The following is a 17,177-nucleotide window of genomic DNA, read 5'->3' as shown; positions in this document are numbered from 1 at the left end:
GGAGGTTAGATGAACTGGAAGACTATCAGAGCAGCATTTAAAAATGCTGATATGCGGAAGAAGATCTTCGTTATCGCCTTTTTAGTGGTTATTTTCAGAATTCTGACCTATATTCCGGTGCCGTTTGGTGATGCAACAGAAATTCGCGCTGCGATTGAATCAGCTTTTGCCAATCAGCGTTTATTTGGTTTTGTTGATATTTTAAGCGGTGGAGCATTGGCTGGATTTTCTATCATGCTGATGGGTATTGGGCCGTACATTAACTCTTCAATCATCATGCAGATTCTGACCAAAGTTATTCCTAAGCTGCAAGAACTCAACAAAGAAGGCCAATCTGGTAGAACAAAAATTAACCAGTACACTCGTTACCTAACACTCCCACTGGCTATTGCTCAAAGTTTCGGAATGATCTTCTTAATTCGACAAGTTGTACAAAGCTCATCTGGGCTGGACATTATAGCAACTGCCAGCTTTGTTGACTGGGTTGTGATGATCACCTCACTAGTTGCTGGTTCGATGCTACTAATGTGGATTGGTGAACTTATGAGCGAACAAGGTGTAGGTAATGGTATTTCGCTTATTATCTTTGCTGGTATTGTTACGCAACTACCGAGTATTGCAAACATACTACTGCCAGCATTCGCCCCAGGTGCTGACTATATTTTTAAAACTGATATCCCGGGCATAAGTACCGGCTTAGGCTTTGAGTTTACGGTTCCGTTTAACTTGACGGCAATATTTATAGTACTGCTGTTTTTGGTCATAACGTTAGTCGTGACCTATTTCGTCGTTAAATTAAATGAAGCGCAGCGTATTGTAACTATTAGCTACGCTAAACGAATCCGCGGCAACCGAGCATACGGCGGCGTCGACACGGTGCTTCCAATTAAGCTAATCATCGCTGGTGTTATCCCTATCATCTTCGCTGTTGCGTTCTTGTCGGTTCCTCCGTTTTTAGGGACATTGCTGCAAAGTGCAAGCAGCGAATGGCTGCAAAATATTGGTACTAATCTGCAAAACTGGTTTGCGGTTGGTGGTGGATACTTTGGCGGTGCATCTACGTCTACCGACGGCAGCAGCAATGTAATTTATCCAACCTTGTATTTTTCTTTGGTCGTGCTGTTCAGCTATATTTCAGCCGGGTTATATTTTAATCCAAAAGAAATCGCCGAAAACCTACAAAAACAAGGTGGCTTCGTGGCTGGTATTCGCCCTGGCGAAAAGACCGAAAAATACCTTAAGGGTATTGTGAACCGATTAACATTATTTGGTTCGTTTGCACTTGGCTTTATCGCTATCTTACCGTTTTTGGCCGAACGCTTCACCGGTAATCAATTGCTAACAGTTGGTGGTACGGGTCTATTGATTGTCGTGTCAGTTGCTATTGAGTCATTGCGTCAGCTTGAATCCAAAGCATTAATGATAACTTACGACGCACCTGAATAAATAAAATATAATAAGGGAGTCTTCAATGGATGCAAAAGAACTCACAAATGCATGCGAGGAACTTGGTCAGCGAGTTGGTAGAAATAGAGAACTGGAAGACTATTACAAAAGCGACGAGTTTGCCGAAGTTCAACACGCTCTAACCTCTTTATCAGACGAAGAAGCGCCAATGATTGAATATTTAAGTAGATTGATTGAGCGCCTGCCAACCGAAGAGATCCAAGAAGACGGAAATGTGTCTCAGGTAGCCACACATCTTATACCTGTTTTGAGTAGCAATGAAGCAACAGGCTATTTGCGGGTTTCGTTAGTTAATGATGCGGATGAAGAGTACTTTCAAATAACAGCTTTTGCAGGAATCCCTGCACTGAAAAATCCACTCGGAAAGGGTTATTTTTCAGGCGAGGATACCGAAACGATGTCAACAATCAACGACGAGGTGGTTTATGCCAAGCAGGTAGAGTTTGGTGATTTTGGCTCTGAAACAGTATCAAAGAGCCCAGCTTCTGTTGGTGATTTCGCAGCTAAGTACTGCGACTACGATCCGCACAGACCTATTACGACAGCTATTGTAAAGGATGTCCAAGATAATATTGATATTCGCAAAGAATTCTTAGCTGAAGCAGCTCAGAGTGTAGACCTAATAAAACAATCGCTTGAAGATATTAGCTAGTATTTGATATTATTAGTTAAAGCTTTGCGCAAATATAAGTCGCACGGCGTATATATTTTACGCCAAAAGTCTTTACATATTAAACAGAGGTGTGTATAGTTGCTCACTAGTGTATGTCAAAGACTAAAGAAGTAATCGAGTTACAAGGGACTATCAAAGAAGCGTTACCCGCTGCTAAGTTTCGAGTAGAGCTTGAAAACGGACATGAGATTTTGGCACATGTTGCAGGCAAAATGCGAAAACACTACATTCGTATCGTCCCTGGCGACACAGTAACAGTAGAATTAACACCATACGACCTAACCAAAGGTCGCATAACATACCGTAAGGGGTAAGCGTGAAAGTACAGGCAAGCATAAAAAAACGCAGTGAAGACGATCAAATCGTTCGCCGTAAAGGTCGCTTGTATGTAATTAACAAACGTAAACCTCGACACAAACAGAGGCAGGGTTAACTTATGGCACGAATTGCTGGAGTAGAAGTACCATCAAACAAACGAGTAGTAATATCGCTAACGTATGTTCATGGTATTGGTAGAACAACAAGTGAAAAAATTCTAAACAAACTTGGCATTGACCACAAAACTCGCGTTAAAGATATGACCGAAGCAGAACTAGGTTCAATACGTGAAGAAATTACCGCAAACTACACAGTTGAAGGTGAACTACACCGTGTTGTCCGAGCAAACGTAAAACGACTGAAAGATATCGGTTCTTACCGTGGTGAACGACACAAAAAGAACCTTCCAGTTAAAGGACAGCGAACTCGAACTAACGCTCGTACAAAGCGTGGACGACGAATGGCCGTTTCTGGCGCACAACCTAAAGCAGCAACCAAAACTTAGAAGATAGAATAATGAAGAAAGAATATAGAATGAACACAACCTACAACACACCATCTTCCACCTTCCAGCTTCTAGCTTCCAAGCGACTGATAGGAGCGTTTTAATGGCAGACGTTAAAAAAACCACCAGACGAAAGAAAGCAAAACGAACAGTTGTTAGCGGACAGGTTCATATTCAAGCTACGTTTAACAACACAATTATTACAGTAACCGACAGCAGCGGTAACACCCTAACTGCCGCGAGTGCCGGTGCAAGTGGTTTCCGCGGAAGTAAAAAAGGTACTGCCTATGCTGCGCAAATTGCTAGCGAAAAAGCTACATCAGACGCGGCATCTCAATTTGGTATGAAAAAAGCTGATGTATTTGTAAAAGGTATAGGTCTAGGTCGCGACACAGCTATCCGCGCACTACACACTGCAGATATTCAAGTTACTTCAATACGCGATGTTACTGGTGTACCACACGGTGGCGTTCGACCACGAAAGCAGAGGAGAGGCTAATATGGCACGAGACAGAAGTCCAATCGTTAAGCAAAGTCGACGCGAAGGTATTGCTTTGCACCCGAAAGCGCACAAAGCACTCGTAAAACGAGCAACAATCCCTGGCCAACACGGTCGTGGTCGTCAGCAACGACTAAGTAACTACGGTTTACAGTTGCGCGAAAAGCAAAAAGTAAAACGAATGTACGGACTACTTGAAAAGCAATTCCGACGACTTATAACCGAAGCCGGTCGAACAAAAGGCCGAACTGGAGTTGTTTTGATCGAACTATTAGAGCGACGAGTTGACAATGTTGTATATCGAGCTAAATTTGCTCCAAGCCGACGAGCTGCACGACAATTGGTTAACCACGGACACTTTGAACTGAACGGTCGACGAATCGATATTCCTTCAATTCGTGTAAAAGCTGGTGACGTTCTAACTGTTAGAAAACGATCTACAAATACTGAATACTTCAAGCACATGACAGAAATCTGTGAAAATAACGAGCAAGCACCATTGAGTTGGGTGGCAGCTGATGAGAAAAAGTTTACTATTAAAGTAACTGGTACTCCAAAACGCGAGGAAGCGGAGCCAGGAATAAATGAGCAATTAATCGTAGAGTACTACTCACGTTAGTACAGAAGATAAGGAGAATCTCATGCAAACTAATCACGCGGTACAAACACCAGGAATCACAAAGGAAGACGTTCACAGTCCGACTAGTTCTACATTTGTAATTACACCCCTACACACCGGTTACGGTATGACTTTGGGTAACAGCATGCGACGAGTGTTGCTTTCAAGCATCTCTGGCGCAGCTGTAAAAGCTTTCAAAATTGAAGGTGCTACACACGAATTTACTACTGTTAAAGGCGTAAAAGAAGACGCAGTTGATATTTTACTTAACCTTAAGAAACTTCGTTTCAAGGTTTTCAATGACGAACCACAGCTACTTAGAATCGAGAAAAAAGGTGCTGGCCAAGTTACAGCAGCTGACATTAAAGTAACGTCTGACGTTGAAGTTGTTAACACCGACCAAGTAATTGCTACTCTTGACGACTCAAAGAGCGCTTTAATTATGGATCTTATTGTTGAATCAGGACGTGGTTATCTTACTGTTGAAGAAATGGGTGAAAACGACAAGCCGTCTGACATGATTGCAGTCGACGCATTGTTCAGCCCGGTACTTCGCGTACGCTACAAAGTTGAACACACCCGTGTTGGTCGAATTACTAACCTCGACAAGCTATCAATTACTGTTGATACTGACGGAACAATTACTCCTAATGACGCATTTGAAGAAGCAGCAGCTATTTTGAAAGCGCAATACGCAGCGCTGGCTGGTTCAACAACCGTTGAAACTATCACTCACGAAGAACCTGCTAAAACACCAGCTCGTGACGAAGAACCTAGCGAACTTATGACTCCAATTGAAAACCTTAACCTTACAGCACGCACAACAAATGCCTTGATCAACAACGACATCCACACTGTTCAAGACTTGGTTACTCTAGGTGACGCTGAGTTGAAAGAACTCAAAGGTTTCGGAGCGAAAGCACTGGACGAAGTACAAGAAAAACTAGACGAACTGGAATTGTAGGAGAAACACATGCACCGCCACGGATACAAAGGTCGAAAACTAGGACGAAAACGCGATGAGCGCCGAAACTTAATCAAGGGTTTGGCTACATCCCTTATTATGGATGAAGAAATCACGACGACCCTGCCAAAAGCTAAAGAGGTTTTACCGTATACCGAAAAATTGGTAACACGCGCCAAGAACGCTACATTAGCAGACAAGCGAATTGTTTTTTCTAAATTAATGACAAAAGATTCAGCTCACAAGCTAATCGACGAAATGGCACCAAAATTACAGGGTCGAACTAGTGGTCACATACGACTTACTAAAACTGGTTTTAGAAAAGGCGATCTAGCTCCTATGGCTACTTTGTCATTTGTCGACAATCTTGATGTTGAAACTGTTTCACCGGCTAAAAAAGCAGCAAAAAAACCTACGACCACAAAAGCTGACACCCCAAAAGAATCAACAAAGAAAGCCCCAGCGAAAAAGCCAGAAAAGGAATCTAAGTAATGCGTAGAATGACTAAAACCCCAGTTGCAAAACCAGCAGACGTAGACCGAAAATGGGTCGTTCTTGATGCAGCAACAGCACCTGTTGGCCGCGTCGCTACCAAAGCCGCAACGCTCCTAAACGGCAAACACAAAGCTACTTTTACTCCCCACGTTGACAACGGTGAGTTTGTAATTATCATCAACGCTGACAAAGCTGTCATAACTGGCCGTAAAGCTGAACAATCTAAAAAATATAGTTACAGCGGTTTCCCTGGTGGCCTAAGCGAAAAAACTCTCGGCACTCAGTTATCAGAAACGCCAGAGCAAGTGTTCACTGACGCTGTGTACGGTATGTTACCTAAAAACAAACTACGCCCAGGTAGAATGCAACGACTTAAGGTGTACGCAGGGTCAGATCACCCGCACGAAGCACAGCAACCACAGAAAATGGAGATTAAATAATGGCTAATAGTTACCACTACGGATTAGGTAGACGTAAATCATCAACTGCTAGAGCTCGAGTAACTTCTGGCAAAGGAAAAATCACAATCAACGATTTACCAGCCGAAGACTATCTTGATAAGAGCGAACGACTACAGTGGGAACTACAGCGTCCTTTTGAGATTTTAGAGCTGTCAGGTAAATACGACGTAAGCCTGCGTGTAACTGGCGGTGGAATAAGTGGGCAAGTTGATGCCTGTACATTGGCAATTTCAAAAGCTATGGCCGAAATGAACGACGACCTACGTGGTACTTTGAAAAAAGCTGGTCTACTGAAGCGTGATCCTCGTGAGAAAGAGCGTAAGAAGCCAGGTCTTAAAGGTGCACGTAAGAAAGAACAATTCTCTAAGCGTTAATCAATTTGATCAATTAACAAGCATAACCGCCAAAAACAGGCGGTTTTTTGTTATTCTACGTACATGTTGCCACCGTTTCGTGATTCTGAGCGCATTAGTCATTATGTGCAAAGTCCAGCCGTACAAGAGATAGTAAGAGACACGTCTCATCTTGATTTAGATGCAAGAGAAGAGTTGGTTTCTATGCTTGATGGAGATATTGAGGCTATCTCTCCGGGTGCTATTGGCAGGAATGCAATTATCATTGGTAAATGCATTGTTCCCTCGGGTGATCTTACGGCGCCTAGCGTTCAAGAAATTGATCCGGCATTCCATGAAGGAATATTCAATGGTGTAGAGCTGTTTAAGCCCTCAGAGGGCCCACTTGAGTTGCACTATAAAATCTCAGACCCAACATATCAAACTCTGCGATCGCCACACTACTATATACAAGCGATGGTATCGGTAACAGGGGATGTTACTCATAGTGTTATTGAGTTCGAGGATGAACAAGAAACACTTGTAAGCCTACATTCGAAATTTGAAGATTCTGGTATCGACACTGAAGAATATTTAGACATTTTATATGACGAAAGAAGAACGCCAATAGAAACGCTCCATAGAGTAGCCCGATATCTACAAGATAGACCTGAGATATCAGACAAAAACATGGATGATATACTCAAATTTACTCAGCTTGCGCTATTTGACGACCAGCATATGGAACTGTTTATAGAAGGTAATCGATTAGTTAGTTTAGAAAACATGGTGCGTAGAAGCTACAATATACCTCTTGAGGCAACACTAAATTATAATACTGATCTAGTGTGTATAGCAGATCAAAAAAACCCTACTAAAAGAACAGTCTGTATTATTGTAAAAAGCGAAGATGGTGACGAAGATGATCCTATATATTATATTCCAATCCAGTCTATAAAAGTCGGTTTGATGTTAACTTCTTAAAAAACCTCGTCTTACCTTTCAAGAAGCGGTACACTAAAGTAAGTATGAACAGAGAAGTAATCCTCACCGGCTTAAGAACTAATGCCGAATATCACCTAGGCAATTACCTTGGTGCTATATTGCCAATGCTTGAGCTGCAAAAAAAATATGGCAATACTCACCAAATTAATATGTTTGCGCCAGACTTACATAGCTTTACTACAGAGGTTGACTACAGCAGCCTCTACACACAGACCATGGCCAACTTAAAGGTATTTGTTGCTGCTGGGCTAGATATTACTAACCCGAACACATTTATTTATAGACAAAGCTTTATACCAGCTCATAGTGAGCTATGCGTGATCCTAAATAACTTTGCATATTTTGGTGAACTATCTCGGATGACGCAGTTCAAAGAAAAAAGCGACAAGATAACTAATATTCCAGCTGGACTTTTCGGCTACCCAGTACTTATGGCAGCCGACATTTTGCTTTACGGTGCGCAGTGGGTGCCTGTAGGCGACGATCAAACTCAACACCTAGAACTTACTCGGGATATAGCCCAAAGAATCAACAATAAGTTCAGCGCCGAATTTCCGGATGGGGTTTTTACGGTACCTAATGAAGTCAAAAAACAACACGCATTTCATAACCAAGATAACGGTGTACGCATTAGAAGTTTACGAAACCCTACCGCTAAAATGAGTAAGTCTGTTGAAGATCCGAATGGAACTATAAAACTGAGCGACGATCCGGAGGCAGCAGCTAAAAAAATTATGTCCGCCGAGACCGATAGTATTGGTGTTATTAATTTCGACTGGGACAAACAACCGGGTATTACAAACCTACTGCAAATACTTGCCTTACTCGAAAACAGAACACAATATGACGTAACAACTGAATGGACTGGTAAAGAACGGTACGGCGACCTTAAGCAAGCGGTAGCGAAGGCAGTAAAACACTTCTTGGCCGACTTTCAAGGTAATCTTGCTGCAACCAGCGATGATACTGTAATAGCTAAACTAGAAGAAAGCGAAGCTGCACTAAAAAAACAAGCAAATACAACACTGCTCCGAGTTCAGCAAGCTGTTGGTTTGCGTTCCAAATGACAAAAATAGTTGTAAGCGACGACCAGACCCCACTCAGAATAGATGCCTATCTAGCAGCAGAGCAGTCACAGCTGTCGCGCAGTAGTTGGCGCAAACTTATTGACTCGGGCAACGTAATGGTTAATGAGCAGCTTATAAAGGCCAAATACGAAATACAAGCTGGCGATGTCATAACCTTTAGTATTCCAAAAAAACAAGAATCTGCACCAGAAATATCTATTATTTATGAGGACGAGGATGTATTGGTTATCGACAAGCCAGCGGGGGTACTTGTTCACTCCAAGGGCGGCTTACATACAGAACAAACTGTAGTAGATGTGTTTCGGGATAAACTACCGAGCGACGATACCAACCGACCAGGCGTAGTGCACCGACTAGACAGAGACACCTCTGGGGTTATGATTTTGGCGAAGAACAACGACACTAAAACGTACTTGCAGAAACAATTTCAAAATAGAACCGTCCAAAAAGAGTATGTTGCGGTATGCGAAGGTGTGTTTAAAGACAACGATTTTTTAATCGACGCAGCAATTCGCCGGTCCATTAAAAATCCGGGCAGGTTCGTGGTTGACCCAAATGGTAAGCCAGCTCAGACGACTGTCAGGGTGATGCAAACGCGTAATGGTAAGACTTTGGTTCGTCTATTACCAAAAACTGGGCGAACTCATCAATTGAGGGTACATTTAAAACATTTACACGCCCCAATAGTGGGGGATAGGCTATACGGTAAGGAGTCGGATAGGCTTCTGCTGCACGCGCATAAACTAAGCATTGCGATCCACCACGGCGACCACAGAACATTTGAAAGTAAAATACCGGAAAGCTTTACGATATGAGTATTTTTATTCATCCAAAAACACGTAGTAATTTAGCAAGTATCCAAAGCAATCTGCCCCAAGTGGTGATTTTTGCCGGTAGTGACGGGCTGGGTAAACGTTACGCAGCGCTTGAAGTAATTAAATTTCTTGAGAACGAGTCAGCTCAACAAATTGAATCATTGAATTTCGAAAGACTGTTACTAGTCGACACCGACGACCCAAGTATTGGTATAGGTGAAATTAAAGACCTTGAGAAAATTATTAAATTAAGCAGCAATAAAAAGCGCTACATTATTATCAATGAAGCCGAGAAAATGACCACCGAAGCTCAGAATGCATTTTTAAAGACGCTCGAAGAATCACCACCAAATACGCATACTATGTTGCTGGCTCAGAATGTAAATCGTCTACTGCCTACAGTACGCTCGCGTTCGCAGATAATCGATTTTTATACAGCCTCGAAAGACCAGTTCGAAGAGTGGCTTATACGTGAACTTGGTGTTGAGCGTCCACAAGCTACCAAGCTATATTATGAAACGTCCTGTAAGCCCAGACTAGCCTATGAATCGCTCCGTGAAGACCAAGGCGATGATTCTATCGAACTTGCTAAAAAACTACTTAGATCTAGCCAATCACAGCGGCTGGAATTAATTAAACCCCTCGCAAAAGACTCTGCAGGCTTAGCCAATACACTAAATGGACTAATGACAGTAGTGCGTTCGGCATTACAGCACGCAATAAGGTCTGACCAGCCAAAGGAAAAGATTAAACAATGGAAGCAACGAGTAGAGTTGCTTTTGGATTTACAAAATAATCATAAAAAACATGTTAATACGAAGTTAATATTGTCTAAACTCGTGATAAACTTGTAGCAATGTTTGAACTTGCGATCGTTTTTGGTGCAGGCACCATTGCCCTAATTGCCACAAAAAATGTCAATCTACCAACTAAAACTGAAGAAAAAAAGACTAAGCAACGCTTAGAGCGGCTATGGTCAGTTGCGCAAAAAGCAATGAATAGCCGAAAATTTGTGCCGGCAGAAAAAGCTTTACTTACTATTTTAAAGATTGATCACAAAAATGCACCGGCTTATAACCGGCTGGGCATTTTGTATGCACGTCAGCATAACTATGACGACGCTGTAGAGTGTTTTGAAATTGCTTCGAGCCTAGAGCCAAAAGCATCAAGCTTACACAATTTGGGTTTAATTTTTTACGAAATTGAGAAGTATGATAAATCAATAAATGCATTTAAACGAGCTATTGAGCTAGAACCTATGGCAGCTCGCCATATCGCCTTGGCAAAGGTGTACCAAAAACAAGAAAAAGGTAAGCTTGTGATCGAACAGCTTATAAAAGCTGCCGAGTTAGAACCGAATCCTCAAACCTATAAAATACTAATTGATGCTTATAAAGCAGTGGGTGATGATGAGTCTGTAAAGATAGTAGAAGACAAACTAAAAAAACTAATAGTTCCCAAAGGCCGAAAAAACACCGTACAACGGGCAAAAAAAGTCCAGTAATTACTTGGAGTTTTCTGTAGCCTTTGCTACGATGTTTTAAGTATTTTTTGCCGCCTTAGCTCAGTTGGTCAGAGCAACGGTTTTGTAAACCGTGGGTCGTCGGTTCGAATCCGACAGGCGGCTCCATGCTGGGATAGCGAAGCGGTCAAACGCAACAGACTGTAAATCTGTCGGCCTAGTGCCTTCGCAGGTTCGAATCCTGCTCCCAGCACCATGCAGCCCATGTGGGCTTTTTTAATTTATTAATCTATAATCAATAAACATGCCGCGATAGCTCAGGGGTAGAGCACTTCCATGGTAAGGAAGGGGCCCCGGGTTCAAATCCCGGTCGCGGCTCCATAAGATTGAACATGAAAATATTACGTTTTTTAATTATTACTCCAATGCTAATCGTCCAAGCGATAGTAGAATTAACACAGCAGTCAGACTTAGCTTTACGAACGCGCATTGCAAAGTATAAATCTATAGAAGCTCACATCGTCTTTTTCGGATTTATGTATATTATCCTCGATCTATTATTAAATCCAAATGTGGGGACCATAATGCTTCCGATATATATTGGTTGTTTTTGTCTACAAATTGCAAACATCTATTATGATCGCGCTTATTACCGCAGGTTAGAAAGAGAACTATGACTCTAATCCATCATGACAATCAATTAGTTTTATACAAAGCAAGCCTAGAATGATTGATTAAGTGAACCTAATCTGTTAAAGTTACACACCGAAAGAGGAATATAATGGCAAAAAAAGGTAAACGAAAACTATTTGGACTTGTTAGCACCGAGACGGGGCATCGTACCTATGTTACAAAACGTAACACTCAGAACACACAAGAGCCTATTGAGCTTAAGAAATACGATCCAGTAGCTCGTAAGCACGTGCTGTACAAAGAAACAAAGAAGAATCTAGGACGAAACGAAGTCTAAAAAGCTCGTATTCTGCAGTTAGTAGTAGGTGTTTCGCTAGGAGCGCCTATTTTTACTTGATACTAATTACCAAATACCAGATACTAACTACTAGCCTAATAGGGGTATAGTGTCAGTGGCTAGCACGTGGGTCTCCAAAACCCAAAGGCCGGGTTCAAGTCCTGGTACCCCTGCCATACTGTAAGTATTATGAAATACCTTAAACTATATATACTGCAATTCCTCGGAGTTGTTTGCGTTTATTTTGCCGACAAAGACATTGTATTATTTTTTAGCATACTGATAATTATATTAACTTCTCTCTTTGAGCTGTGGCTTGCCTTGTCTAGCACTACAACTAATAGTAGAACTGTCTCAAATCAGGGTAGTTTTACTGCAAAAATCCTATTTTACTCTTCATTATCGCTCGGCATTTTTGCAGTCTTACATATTTTCAGCAGTGAAGCGGCTCATGTAGAGATCGCTTTGCCAATCGGAGGCTTTTGCTTTTTACTTGCTGCATCTGTCTTCGAGATGATGTACCGAGTATCGAAAAGTACAGCTACAACAAATAAATATGTTTACATTTTATATGTGATTATATTGCCTGCTTTAATATTTACACTATTACGTAGTGTTTCCAGCAATTTGGCCTTGGTGGGTTTTTATGTTTCTAGGGATATTTTCCTGCTAAGAACAGCTCGCTCGCTTGTTGTATAAAGATACAATTAGGTATACATTATTCGCTGATTAAACTTCATAAATCCAAGTAAGCTTGTGTACGTATTGAACAATATACTATTTTCTAAAGCTTTGTTTTACAACCTCATGAAAGTTCTTTTCAATCCAATAAGAGAAGCCATATTCATAAGTGAAAATAAGTTCTTCGTTATAAAACTTGCCAATAGCTGCTAAAATCATAAGCAAGATGCCGCAAGAATATACGTTCTCTAGTTACGACGAGAACATTCATAGAGACTATGTAACACGTGTTGTTGAAATATCAATCTACGTGATTATAAGTTTGTTGTTTATTAATGGCGAGCTTTATAGTAATTCAAATTGGTTTTGGGCAATTATCGGCGCTGCGTTCTTGTATGAATTTATGCCTCTACTTAGTGAACGATTTAGGTCTATAACTCACCGCCTGCCAACTTCTGTGTTTAACTACAGTTTGTTTGCTTTGCTGATAATTTTCTACATTCCAGTTGGCAATTCGTTAGTGCTAATAGGATTTTTATTAGTGGCTATGAGTAGTTATTGGCTAAGTTGGCTTGGTTTAATTACTAGTTTTTTTGCAATAACCACGGCCTATGCACTGGCCCCGCTCTACCAACTAAGCAGTGTTAATTACGACGATCTGGCGAACCTTATACTGCGAGTCTTTGTAATGGGAGCCTTGGGTGCCACAATTGTTGGCTATTCAAAACAAGACCAAAAAGAGCGCAGGAAGTTAGTAGATTTCAGTAATGAAGCTAGTTTAGAGCGCAATAGGATCGTTTCGCTTATTAATAGTATGGCTGACGCCGTGGTTGCAACTGACCAAGACGGAAAAATTCAGCTCTACAACGGTGCTGCACTAATTCTGTTCAATACAAACGAAACACTAACTGGTAAAAATCTTCAAGAATATCTGAAGCTCAAAGACAAAGAAACAAAGAAAGCCTATAACATAATCGCCGAAGCTCAAAAAACTGGGAGAATTATTCAGCGCGATGACGTTTTATACAAAAACAATCTAAAAGAAACTCTTAACATATTTGTAAACTTAGCGCCGGTGCGGGTTTCTGTTACTGAAGAAGGTCAAACCGGCTATATTATTTTGCTTCGGGACATCACAAAAGAAAAAACCATTGAAGAACAACGCGATGAATTTATTTCTATTGTCAGCCATGAGCTGCGTACGCCTATAGCTATTACCGAAGCCAATATTTCAACCGCGCTACTGCCAAGTGTTAAGACGCTCAAGCAAAAAAATGACTTCTTAGAACAAGCTCATAAAAACATAGTATTTTTAGCGAGTCTCGTGAACGATATTACGTTGCTAGCACATGCCGAACAAGGTCGACTCGATACCACGCTAACAAAAGAAAACACCTCAACGGTCATTGAAGAACTTCATAGTAACTATGAGACACAGGCCAAGGACGCTGGTCTTAAACTTAAGATTAAAATTGCCAAGTCTACGCCTGACATTATGACCAACACAGAGCGCCTCAAAGAGATTCTGCAGGACTTTATCACCAACGCTATTAAATACACCGACAAAGGCACTGTAACAATTGAGGCGGCTCCAAAAGGCCGTAAATACGTTCGACTTGGTATCCGTGACACCGGTATAGGTATTTCAAGCTCTGACCTTAAAAAAGTCTTTGAAAAATTTTATCGATCCGAAGACTTTCGAACACGTGAACATTCTGGTACCGGGCTTGGGCTCTACATTGCCCATAAATTAGCGGCACTTATTAGTGCAAAAATTGGCGCGGAATCAGAAATTGATAAAGGATCGTTTTTCTATATTGATGTTCCAGTAGCTAAAGACTAAACCTTTGGCAACTTTGGTGTAACTTCGTACATTGGTAGGCAGATGTTTCTGTCTTTCCAAAAAACATATTGATTACTGTAAAGCGCTGCCGAGATTGCCAGCAAAACAACTTCAAAAACTACCTTAAACGGAAACAAGGCGGCTGCCAGTAAGCCACTAAATAATCCGAGTTCACTAAAATGAATAATAAATGCCGAAGCACCGTATGTGGCTAATACTAATGTCGCAAGCAACCACGCGTCGCTTAACAGGAACACCATAGGCAAGCCGACTGCAAGTAGAGCACCACAACTAAATAGGCAGGCAGCGGTGTAGTTTTTGTTTAAAAACGGAAAAAGACCACGCATATCTTTTTCTACTCGAGCCTTGAACGACTTATAGACAGAAAGCCCAATACGATTACCATTAGTTATCGTTAATGAGTTTTGTATGGACTCTAGTAATTTAACTTCAAAATAAAATGAGTCCTTAAATGACTCAAAGCCACCGACGTCTAAAAGGGCATCTTTTTTGACTGCAATACACTGACCATGAATCGGTGTAGCAAATAATAGCGACTTCCAGTACGTACGTAGCGTGTTAAATAAGCTACTTAACTGCCACGTGTTTCTAAAACCGGGGTGTACGCTCACCAGATCAACATTGTTATTTTGCATGGTAGCTACAATGTTCGATATGGTTTCTTCAGAAAAGTGCACATCTACGTCTGCAAAAATAAAAATTTCCCCGTTGGCAGCCACGGACAGTTGATGCAAGGCAAAGTTTCGCCCTAGCCAGTCCTCTTGCAATGGCTGTCCTTCAATAAATCGTACTCCGTCATTTGCATATGCTCGTATTATCTCTGGGGTGCGGTCGTGCGAGCAGTCGTCAAGTACCAACACTTCAAGTTTTTCGTAGGTAGAGGTAACAGCACTTTTTAGTGTATTGGTCAGGCTTTGGCCTTCGTTCCGTGCAGGAATAGCCAAACTTACGGTGGGATTAGGCAATGAACTTTCGGAATACGTCTGTTTAAAGCGGTTAACGTGCCGGCTTAACCCAATTTTAACCACACAATAAATCGACAACAGCACTGAGGTAATAGTCAAAATCGGTAGCGTTTGGGTTTTAAAATCAAAATACGAAATATATAGCACAAAACCAAGAAGTATCTGCTGCTCAAACCACTGCATACCGTATTGGGGACTACCCAGTCGATAGTAGGCATTAGCGGCCAGAACACTATAGTAAATAATAAGCGCTAACGGTAGAAGTACCCAAGAAATATTTGTCGCAATCACTACAGCAAAAATGATAGGTATGGACAATAGCAAAAGTCGTTGTCGGCTAAGATAAAACAGCACAAATATAATGTTCACAACAACCAGCAAAACCAGGTTCAGCATAGTCCTTATGCTACAGGAATCATTACAGATTGACCACAGTTGTTAGGTTTGCTAGTATTGACGCAGTGAGCCAATTTAGGCTCTTTTATTATTTTGATCGTATTTTTACACAAACGATCGGGGGATGGAGATGAAAAAGATCATCAACTACTTAAAAGGTGCCCGTCGTGAGCTTTCTAAAGTCACGTGGCCGTCTCGCAAGGAAAGTACAAAACTTACAATAGCAGTAGTTGTTTTTACTCTAGTGTTTGTCTTGTTTACTACTGTAATCGACTATGGTCTTGACCAAGTTTTTGACAAAGTAATTTTAAATTAAGGAAGAAAGAAATAATCATGGCAAAAAAAGATGAAAAGCTTTGGTTTGCGATCCACACATACAGTGGCTACGAAGAAAAAGTAGCAGAGAGCATAAAGCAACGAACTGAATCTTTGGACATGGCCGATAAAATTTTTGATGTTATCGTCCCTAAAGAAAAACAGATCGAAATTAAAAACGGCAAAAGACGAGTTGTTGAGAAACGAATCTTCCAAGGCTACGTTTTAGTTCAAATGAAAATGAGCGACGACGCTTGGTATGTCGTACGTAATACGCCAAATGTAACTGGGTTTGTCGGAACTGGGAACGACCCAACCCCTGTAAGTGACGACGAAATGGAAAAAATCCAACGTCGAATGGGGATTTCTGACCCAACTCACCGCATTGACTTTAGTGTCGGCGAAGTTGTGAGCATTATCGACGGTCCTTTCAAAGGCTTTGACGGTGCAATTAGCGAGCTGGACGAAACTAAAGGTAAAATAAAAGTACTCGTAAATATGTTCGGCCGTGAAACACCGGTTGAATTAGATGGCTTGCAGGTAAAGAAAGTCTAGTCATGGCCATAAACTTCAGCGATTACCCGGACGAGTTTCCACGATACGGCCAAGCACTTGGCAACGAATTCAGGCAGTGGAGCGACGAAGAAAGAACGGTTGCTAGAAACGTATCGGCTCGATTTGTACAGATTTTGATCGCAACTGGAGCAGTTGTGGCGGCAGCTAACAATGAGGACGGCAAGGCGTTAGCTTTGGCGGCAGCTACAATTGGCATTGATTTCCTGCTGAGCTCTATCAACGGAGATAACACTAACGAAAGTAATGAAGGACAAGAATAATGGCAAAACAAGGCAAGAAAGTAACAGCAAACTTAAAAATGCGGGTACCAGCAGGCGGAGCAACACCAGCACCACCGGTAGGTTCAACGCTCGGTCAATACGGTGTTAACACACAAGACTTTATTAACCCGTTCAACGAACAAACGGCAGATCTACGCGGCCAAGGTGACGTAACTGTGCACGTTACAATTTACGAAGATCGATCATTCGACTTTAGAGTAGTCGGCATTCCAGTAGACGAACTTATTCGTAAAGAGCTTGGTATTCAAAAAGGGTCTGGCGTACCACAAAAAGACAAAGTTGGTAAACTAACTGACGCACAGCTGACAAAAATTGCTGAAAGCAAAATGAAAGACCTAAATTGCGACACAGTTGAATCTGCTAAAAAAGTTGTAGCTGGTACAGCCCGATCTATGGGTGTTGAAGTAGAAAAATAGGCAAACAAGT

Annotated in this window: 24 protein-coding genes and 4 tRNA genes; 27 read left to right on the top strand and 1 reads right to left on the bottom strand. The window is 41.5% G+C overall.

All coding sequences use genetic code 11. The annotated features are described in order from the left end of the window. Positions 1–9: 9 nt before the first annotated feature. The 23 genes from secY to EYO12_01340 all read left to right on the top strand — a co-directional run bounded on the left by secY (position 10) and on the right by EYO12_01340 (position 14,197). Positions 10–1,446 carry a preprotein translocase subunit SecY gene (secY, locus tag EYO12_01450; GenBank protein HIA91764.1) on the top strand — a complete coding sequence of 479 codons (1,437 nt, stop codon included), beginning with the start codon at positions 10–12 and terminating at the stop codon, positions 1,444–1,446. 25 nt (positions 1,447–1,471) lie between these two features. Then, entirely contained in the window at positions 1,472–2,119 is a 648-nt protein-coding gene (locus tag EYO12_01445; GenBank protein HIA91763.1) for a hypothetical protein, read from the top strand. A gap of 113 nt (positions 2,120–2,232) precedes the next feature. After that, a complete protein-coding gene (gene infA, locus EYO12_01440) occupies positions 2,233–2,454 on the top strand; it encodes a translation initiation factor IF-1 (GenBank protein HIA91762.1) in 222 nt (73 codons plus the stop codon). A 2-nt stretch (positions 2,455–2,456) separates the two neighbouring features. Then, positions 2,457–2,573 carry a 50S ribosomal protein L36 gene (locus EYO12_01435; protein ID HIA91761.1) on the top strand — a complete coding sequence of 39 codons (117 nt, stop codon included), beginning with the start codon at positions 2,457–2,459 and terminating at the stop codon, positions 2,571–2,573. 3 nt (positions 2,574–2,576) lie between these two features. Beyond that, on the top strand, positions 2,577–2,963 hold the full coding sequence (gene rpsM, locus EYO12_01430; GenBank protein HIA91760.1) for a 30S ribosomal protein S13: 387 nt from the start codon (positions 2,577–2,579) through the stop codon (positions 2,961–2,963). 103 nt (positions 2,964–3,066) lie between these two features. After that, a complete protein-coding gene (rpsK, locus tag EYO12_01425) occupies positions 3,067–3,462 on the top strand; it encodes a 30S ribosomal protein S11 (GenBank protein HIA91759.1) in 396 nt (131 codons plus the stop codon). 1 nt (position 3,463) lies between these two features. Further along, a complete protein-coding gene (gene rpsD / locus EYO12_01420) occupies positions 3,464–4,081 on the top strand; it encodes a 30S ribosomal protein S4 (protein ID HIA91758.1) in 618 nt (205 codons plus the stop codon). A gap of 22 nt (positions 4,082–4,103) precedes the next feature. Continuing rightward, positions 4,104–5,045 (top strand): DNA-directed RNA polymerase subunit alpha, encoded by a 942-nt coding sequence (locus EYO12_01415; GenBank protein HIA91757.1) that lies wholly within the window; start codon positions 4,104–4,106, stop codon positions 5,043–5,045. A 9-nt stretch (positions 5,046–5,054) separates the two neighbouring features. After that, entirely contained in the window at positions 5,055–5,537 is a 483-nt protein-coding gene (locus EYO12_01410; GenBank protein HIA91756.1) for a 50S ribosomal protein L17, read from the top strand. A gap of 8 nt (positions 5,538–5,545) precedes the next feature. Further along, positions 5,546–5,980 carry a 50S ribosomal protein L13 gene (gene rplM / locus EYO12_01405; protein HIA91755.1) on the top strand — a complete coding sequence of 145 codons (435 nt, stop codon included), beginning with the start codon at positions 5,546–5,548 and terminating at the stop codon, positions 5,978–5,980. Next, on the top strand, positions 5,980–6,375 hold the full coding sequence (gene rpsI / locus EYO12_01400; protein ID HIA91754.1) for a 30S ribosomal protein S9: 396 nt from the start codon (positions 5,980–5,982) through the stop codon (positions 6,373–6,375). The genes rplM and rpsI overlap by 1 nt, the downstream gene beginning before the upstream one ends. Positions 6,376–6,438: 63 nt before the next feature. Beyond that, positions 6,439–7,317: a hypothetical protein gene (locus EYO12_01395; GenBank protein ID HIA91753.1), complete on the top strand. Its 879-nt coding sequence runs from the start codon at positions 6,439–6,441 to the stop codon at positions 7,315–7,317. A 44-nt stretch (positions 7,318–7,361) separates the two neighbouring features. After that, on the top strand, positions 7,362–8,405 hold the full coding sequence (gene trpS / locus EYO12_01390) for a tryptophan--tRNA ligase (protein HIA91752.1): 1,044 nt from the start codon (positions 7,362–7,364) through the stop codon (positions 8,403–8,405). Next, positions 8,402–9,241, top strand: coding sequence for an RluA family pseudouridine synthase (locus EYO12_01385; GenBank protein ID HIA91751.1), 840 nt, complete (start codon positions 8,402–8,404; stop codon positions 9,239–9,241). The genes trpS and EYO12_01385 overlap by 4 nt, the downstream gene beginning before the upstream one ends. Then, on the top strand, positions 9,238–10,095 hold the full coding sequence (locus tag EYO12_01380) for a hypothetical protein (GenBank protein ID HIA91750.1): 858 nt from the start codon (positions 9,238–9,240) through the stop codon (positions 10,093–10,095). The genes EYO12_01385 and EYO12_01380 overlap by 4 nt, the downstream gene beginning before the upstream one ends. 2 nt (positions 10,096–10,097) lie before the next feature. Then, positions 10,098–10,745 (top strand): tetratricopeptide repeat protein, encoded by a 648-nt coding sequence (locus EYO12_01375; protein HIA91749.1) that lies wholly within the window; start codon positions 10,098–10,100, stop codon positions 10,743–10,745. 49 nt (positions 10,746–10,794) lie between these two features. Beyond that, a tRNA-Thr gene (locus EYO12_01370) sits at positions 10,795–10,871 on the top strand. Between the two features lies 1 nt (position 10,872). Then, positions 10,873–10,959: transfer RNA gene (locus EYO12_01365), tRNA-Tyr, on the top strand. Positions 10,960–11,009: 50 nt separating this feature from the next. Beyond that, positions 11,010–11,084 (top strand) — tRNA-Thr (locus EYO12_01360). Positions 11,085–11,484: 400 nt separating this feature from the next. After that, on the top strand, positions 11,485–11,673 hold the full coding sequence (gene rpmG, locus EYO12_01355) for a 50S ribosomal protein L33 (GenBank protein ID HIA91748.1): 189 nt from the start codon (positions 11,485–11,487) through the stop codon (positions 11,671–11,673). Between the two features lie 100 nt (positions 11,674–11,773). After that, positions 11,774–11,849 (top strand) — tRNA-Trp (locus tag EYO12_01350). Positions 11,850–11,862: 13 nt separating this feature from the next. After that, on the top strand, positions 11,863–12,372 hold the full coding sequence (locus EYO12_01345) for a hypothetical protein (protein ID HIA91747.1): 510 nt from the start codon (positions 11,863–11,865) through the stop codon (positions 12,370–12,372). Between the two features lie 208 nt (positions 12,373–12,580). Then, positions 12,581–14,197, top strand: coding sequence for a PAS domain S-box protein (locus tag EYO12_01340; protein HIA91746.1), 1,617 nt, complete (start codon positions 12,581–12,583; stop codon positions 14,195–14,197). Here EYO12_01340 and EYO12_01335 read toward each other — a convergent pair. Beyond that, positions 14,194–15,579, bottom strand: a complete 1,386-nt coding sequence (locus EYO12_01335; GenBank protein ID HIA91745.1) for a glycosyltransferase — start codon at positions 15,577–15,579, stop codon at positions 14,194–14,196. The two genes, EYO12_01340 and EYO12_01335, sit on opposite strands and share 4 nt — an antisense overlap. 130 nt (positions 15,580–15,709) lie before the next feature. Here EYO12_01335 and secE point away from each other — a divergent pair, with 130 nt between their 5' ends. From secE to rplK, 4 genes are read left to right on the top strand one after another with little or no spacing between them, the layout of a single operon-like run. Further along, on the top strand, positions 15,710–15,895 hold the full coding sequence (gene secE, locus EYO12_01330) for a preprotein translocase subunit SecE (protein ID HIA91744.1): 186 nt from the start codon (positions 15,710–15,712) through the stop codon (positions 15,893–15,895). 17 nt (positions 15,896–15,912) lie between these two features. Further along, positions 15,913–16,449 carry a transcription termination/antitermination protein NusG gene (gene nusG / locus EYO12_01325; GenBank protein HIA91743.1) on the top strand — a complete coding sequence of 179 codons (537 nt, stop codon included), beginning with the start codon at positions 15,913–15,915 and terminating at the stop codon, positions 16,447–16,449. A 2-nt stretch (positions 16,450–16,451) separates the two neighbouring features. Then, positions 16,452–16,730 (top strand): hypothetical protein, encoded by a 279-nt coding sequence (locus EYO12_01320; protein ID HIA91742.1) that lies wholly within the window; start codon positions 16,452–16,454, stop codon positions 16,728–16,730. Next, positions 16,730–17,167: a 50S ribosomal protein L11 gene (gene rplK / locus EYO12_01315; GenBank protein ID HIA91741.1), complete on the top strand. Its 438-nt coding sequence runs from the start codon at positions 16,730–16,732 to the stop codon at positions 17,165–17,167. The genes EYO12_01320 and rplK overlap by 1 nt, the downstream gene beginning before the upstream one ends. The last annotated feature ends 10 nt before the right edge of the window (positions 17,168–17,177 follow it).

This window comes from Candidatus Saccharibacteria bacterium (genome assembly GCA_012965045.1).
GTDB lineage: Bacteria > Patescibacteriota > Saccharimonadia > Saccharimonadales > DTSZ01 > DTSZ01.
This window is presented reverse-complemented; position numbering and strand designations above follow the sequence as displayed.

Bases quoted from the DNA above. Each gene is read 5' to 3' on its own strand.
- secY (HIA91764.1), top strand. From the start codon at position 10: ATGAACTGGAAGACTATCAGAGCAGCATTTAAAAATGCTGATATGCGG.
- EYO12_01445 (HIA91763.1), top strand. From the start codon at position 1,472: ATGGATGCAAAAGAACTCACAAATGCATGCGAGGAACTTGGTCAGCGA.
- infA (HIA91762.1), top strand. From the start codon at position 2,233: ATGTCAAAGACTAAAGAAGTAATCGAGTTACAAGGGACTATCAAAGAA.
- rpsM (HIA91760.1), top strand. From the start codon at position 2,577: ATGGCACGAATTGCTGGAGTAGAAGTACCATCAAACAAACGAGTAGTA.
- rpsK (HIA91759.1), top strand. From the start codon at position 3,067: ATGGCAGACGTTAAAAAAACCACCAGACGAAAGAAAGCAAAACGAACA.
- rpsD (HIA91758.1), top strand. From the start codon at position 3,464: ATGGCACGAGACAGAAGTCCAATCGTTAAGCAAAGTCGACGCGAAGGT.
- EYO12_01415 (HIA91757.1), top strand. From the start codon at position 4,104: ATGCAAACTAATCACGCGGTACAAACACCAGGAATCACAAAGGAAGAC.
- EYO12_01410 (HIA91756.1), top strand. From the start codon at position 5,055: ATGCACCGCCACGGATACAAAGGTCGAAAACTAGGACGAAAACGCGAT.
- rplM (HIA91755.1), top strand. From the start codon at position 5,546: ATGACTAAAACCCCAGTTGCAAAACCAGCAGACGTAGACCGAAAATGG.
- rpsI (HIA91754.1), top strand. From the start codon at position 5,980: ATGGCTAATAGTTACCACTACGGATTAGGTAGACGTAAATCATCAACT.
- EYO12_01395 (HIA91753.1), top strand. From the start codon at position 6,439: ATGTTGCCACCGTTTCGTGATTCTGAGCGCATTAGTCATTATGTGCAA.
- trpS (HIA91752.1), top strand. From the start codon at position 7,362: ATGAACAGAGAAGTAATCCTCACCGGCTTAAGAACTAATGCCGAATAT.
- EYO12_01385 (HIA91751.1), top strand. From the start codon at position 8,402: ATGACAAAAATAGTTGTAAGCGACGACCAGACCCCACTCAGAATAGAT.
- EYO12_01380 (HIA91750.1), top strand. From the start codon at position 9,238: ATGAGTATTTTTATTCATCCAAAAACACGTAGTAATTTAGCAAGTATC.
- EYO12_01375 (HIA91749.1), top strand. From the start codon at position 10,098: ATGTTTGAACTTGCGATCGTTTTTGGTGCAGGCACCATTGCCCTAATT.
- rpmG (HIA91748.1), top strand. From the start codon at position 11,485: ATGGCAAAAAAAGGTAAACGAAAACTATTTGGACTTGTTAGCACCGAG.
- EYO12_01345 (HIA91747.1), top strand. From the start codon at position 11,863: ATGAAATACCTTAAACTATATATACTGCAATTCCTCGGAGTTGTTTGC.
- EYO12_01340 (HIA91746.1), top strand. From the start codon at position 12,581: ATGCCGCAAGAATATACGTTCTCTAGTTACGACGAGAACATTCATAGA.
- EYO12_01335 (HIA91745.1), bottom strand. From the start codon at position 15,579: ATGCTGAACCTGGTTTTGCTGGTTGTTGTGAACATTATATTTGTGCTG.
- secE (HIA91744.1), top strand. From the start codon at position 15,710: ATGAAAAAGATCATCAACTACTTAAAAGGTGCCCGTCGTGAGCTTTCT.
- nusG (HIA91743.1), top strand. From the start codon at position 15,913: ATGGCAAAAAAAGATGAAAAGCTTTGGTTTGCGATCCACACATACAGT.
- EYO12_01320 (HIA91742.1), top strand. From the start codon at position 16,452: ATGGCCATAAACTTCAGCGATTACCCGGACGAGTTTCCACGATACGGC.
- rplK (HIA91741.1), top strand. From the start codon at position 16,730: ATGGCAAAACAAGGCAAGAAAGTAACAGCAAACTTAAAAATGCGGGTA.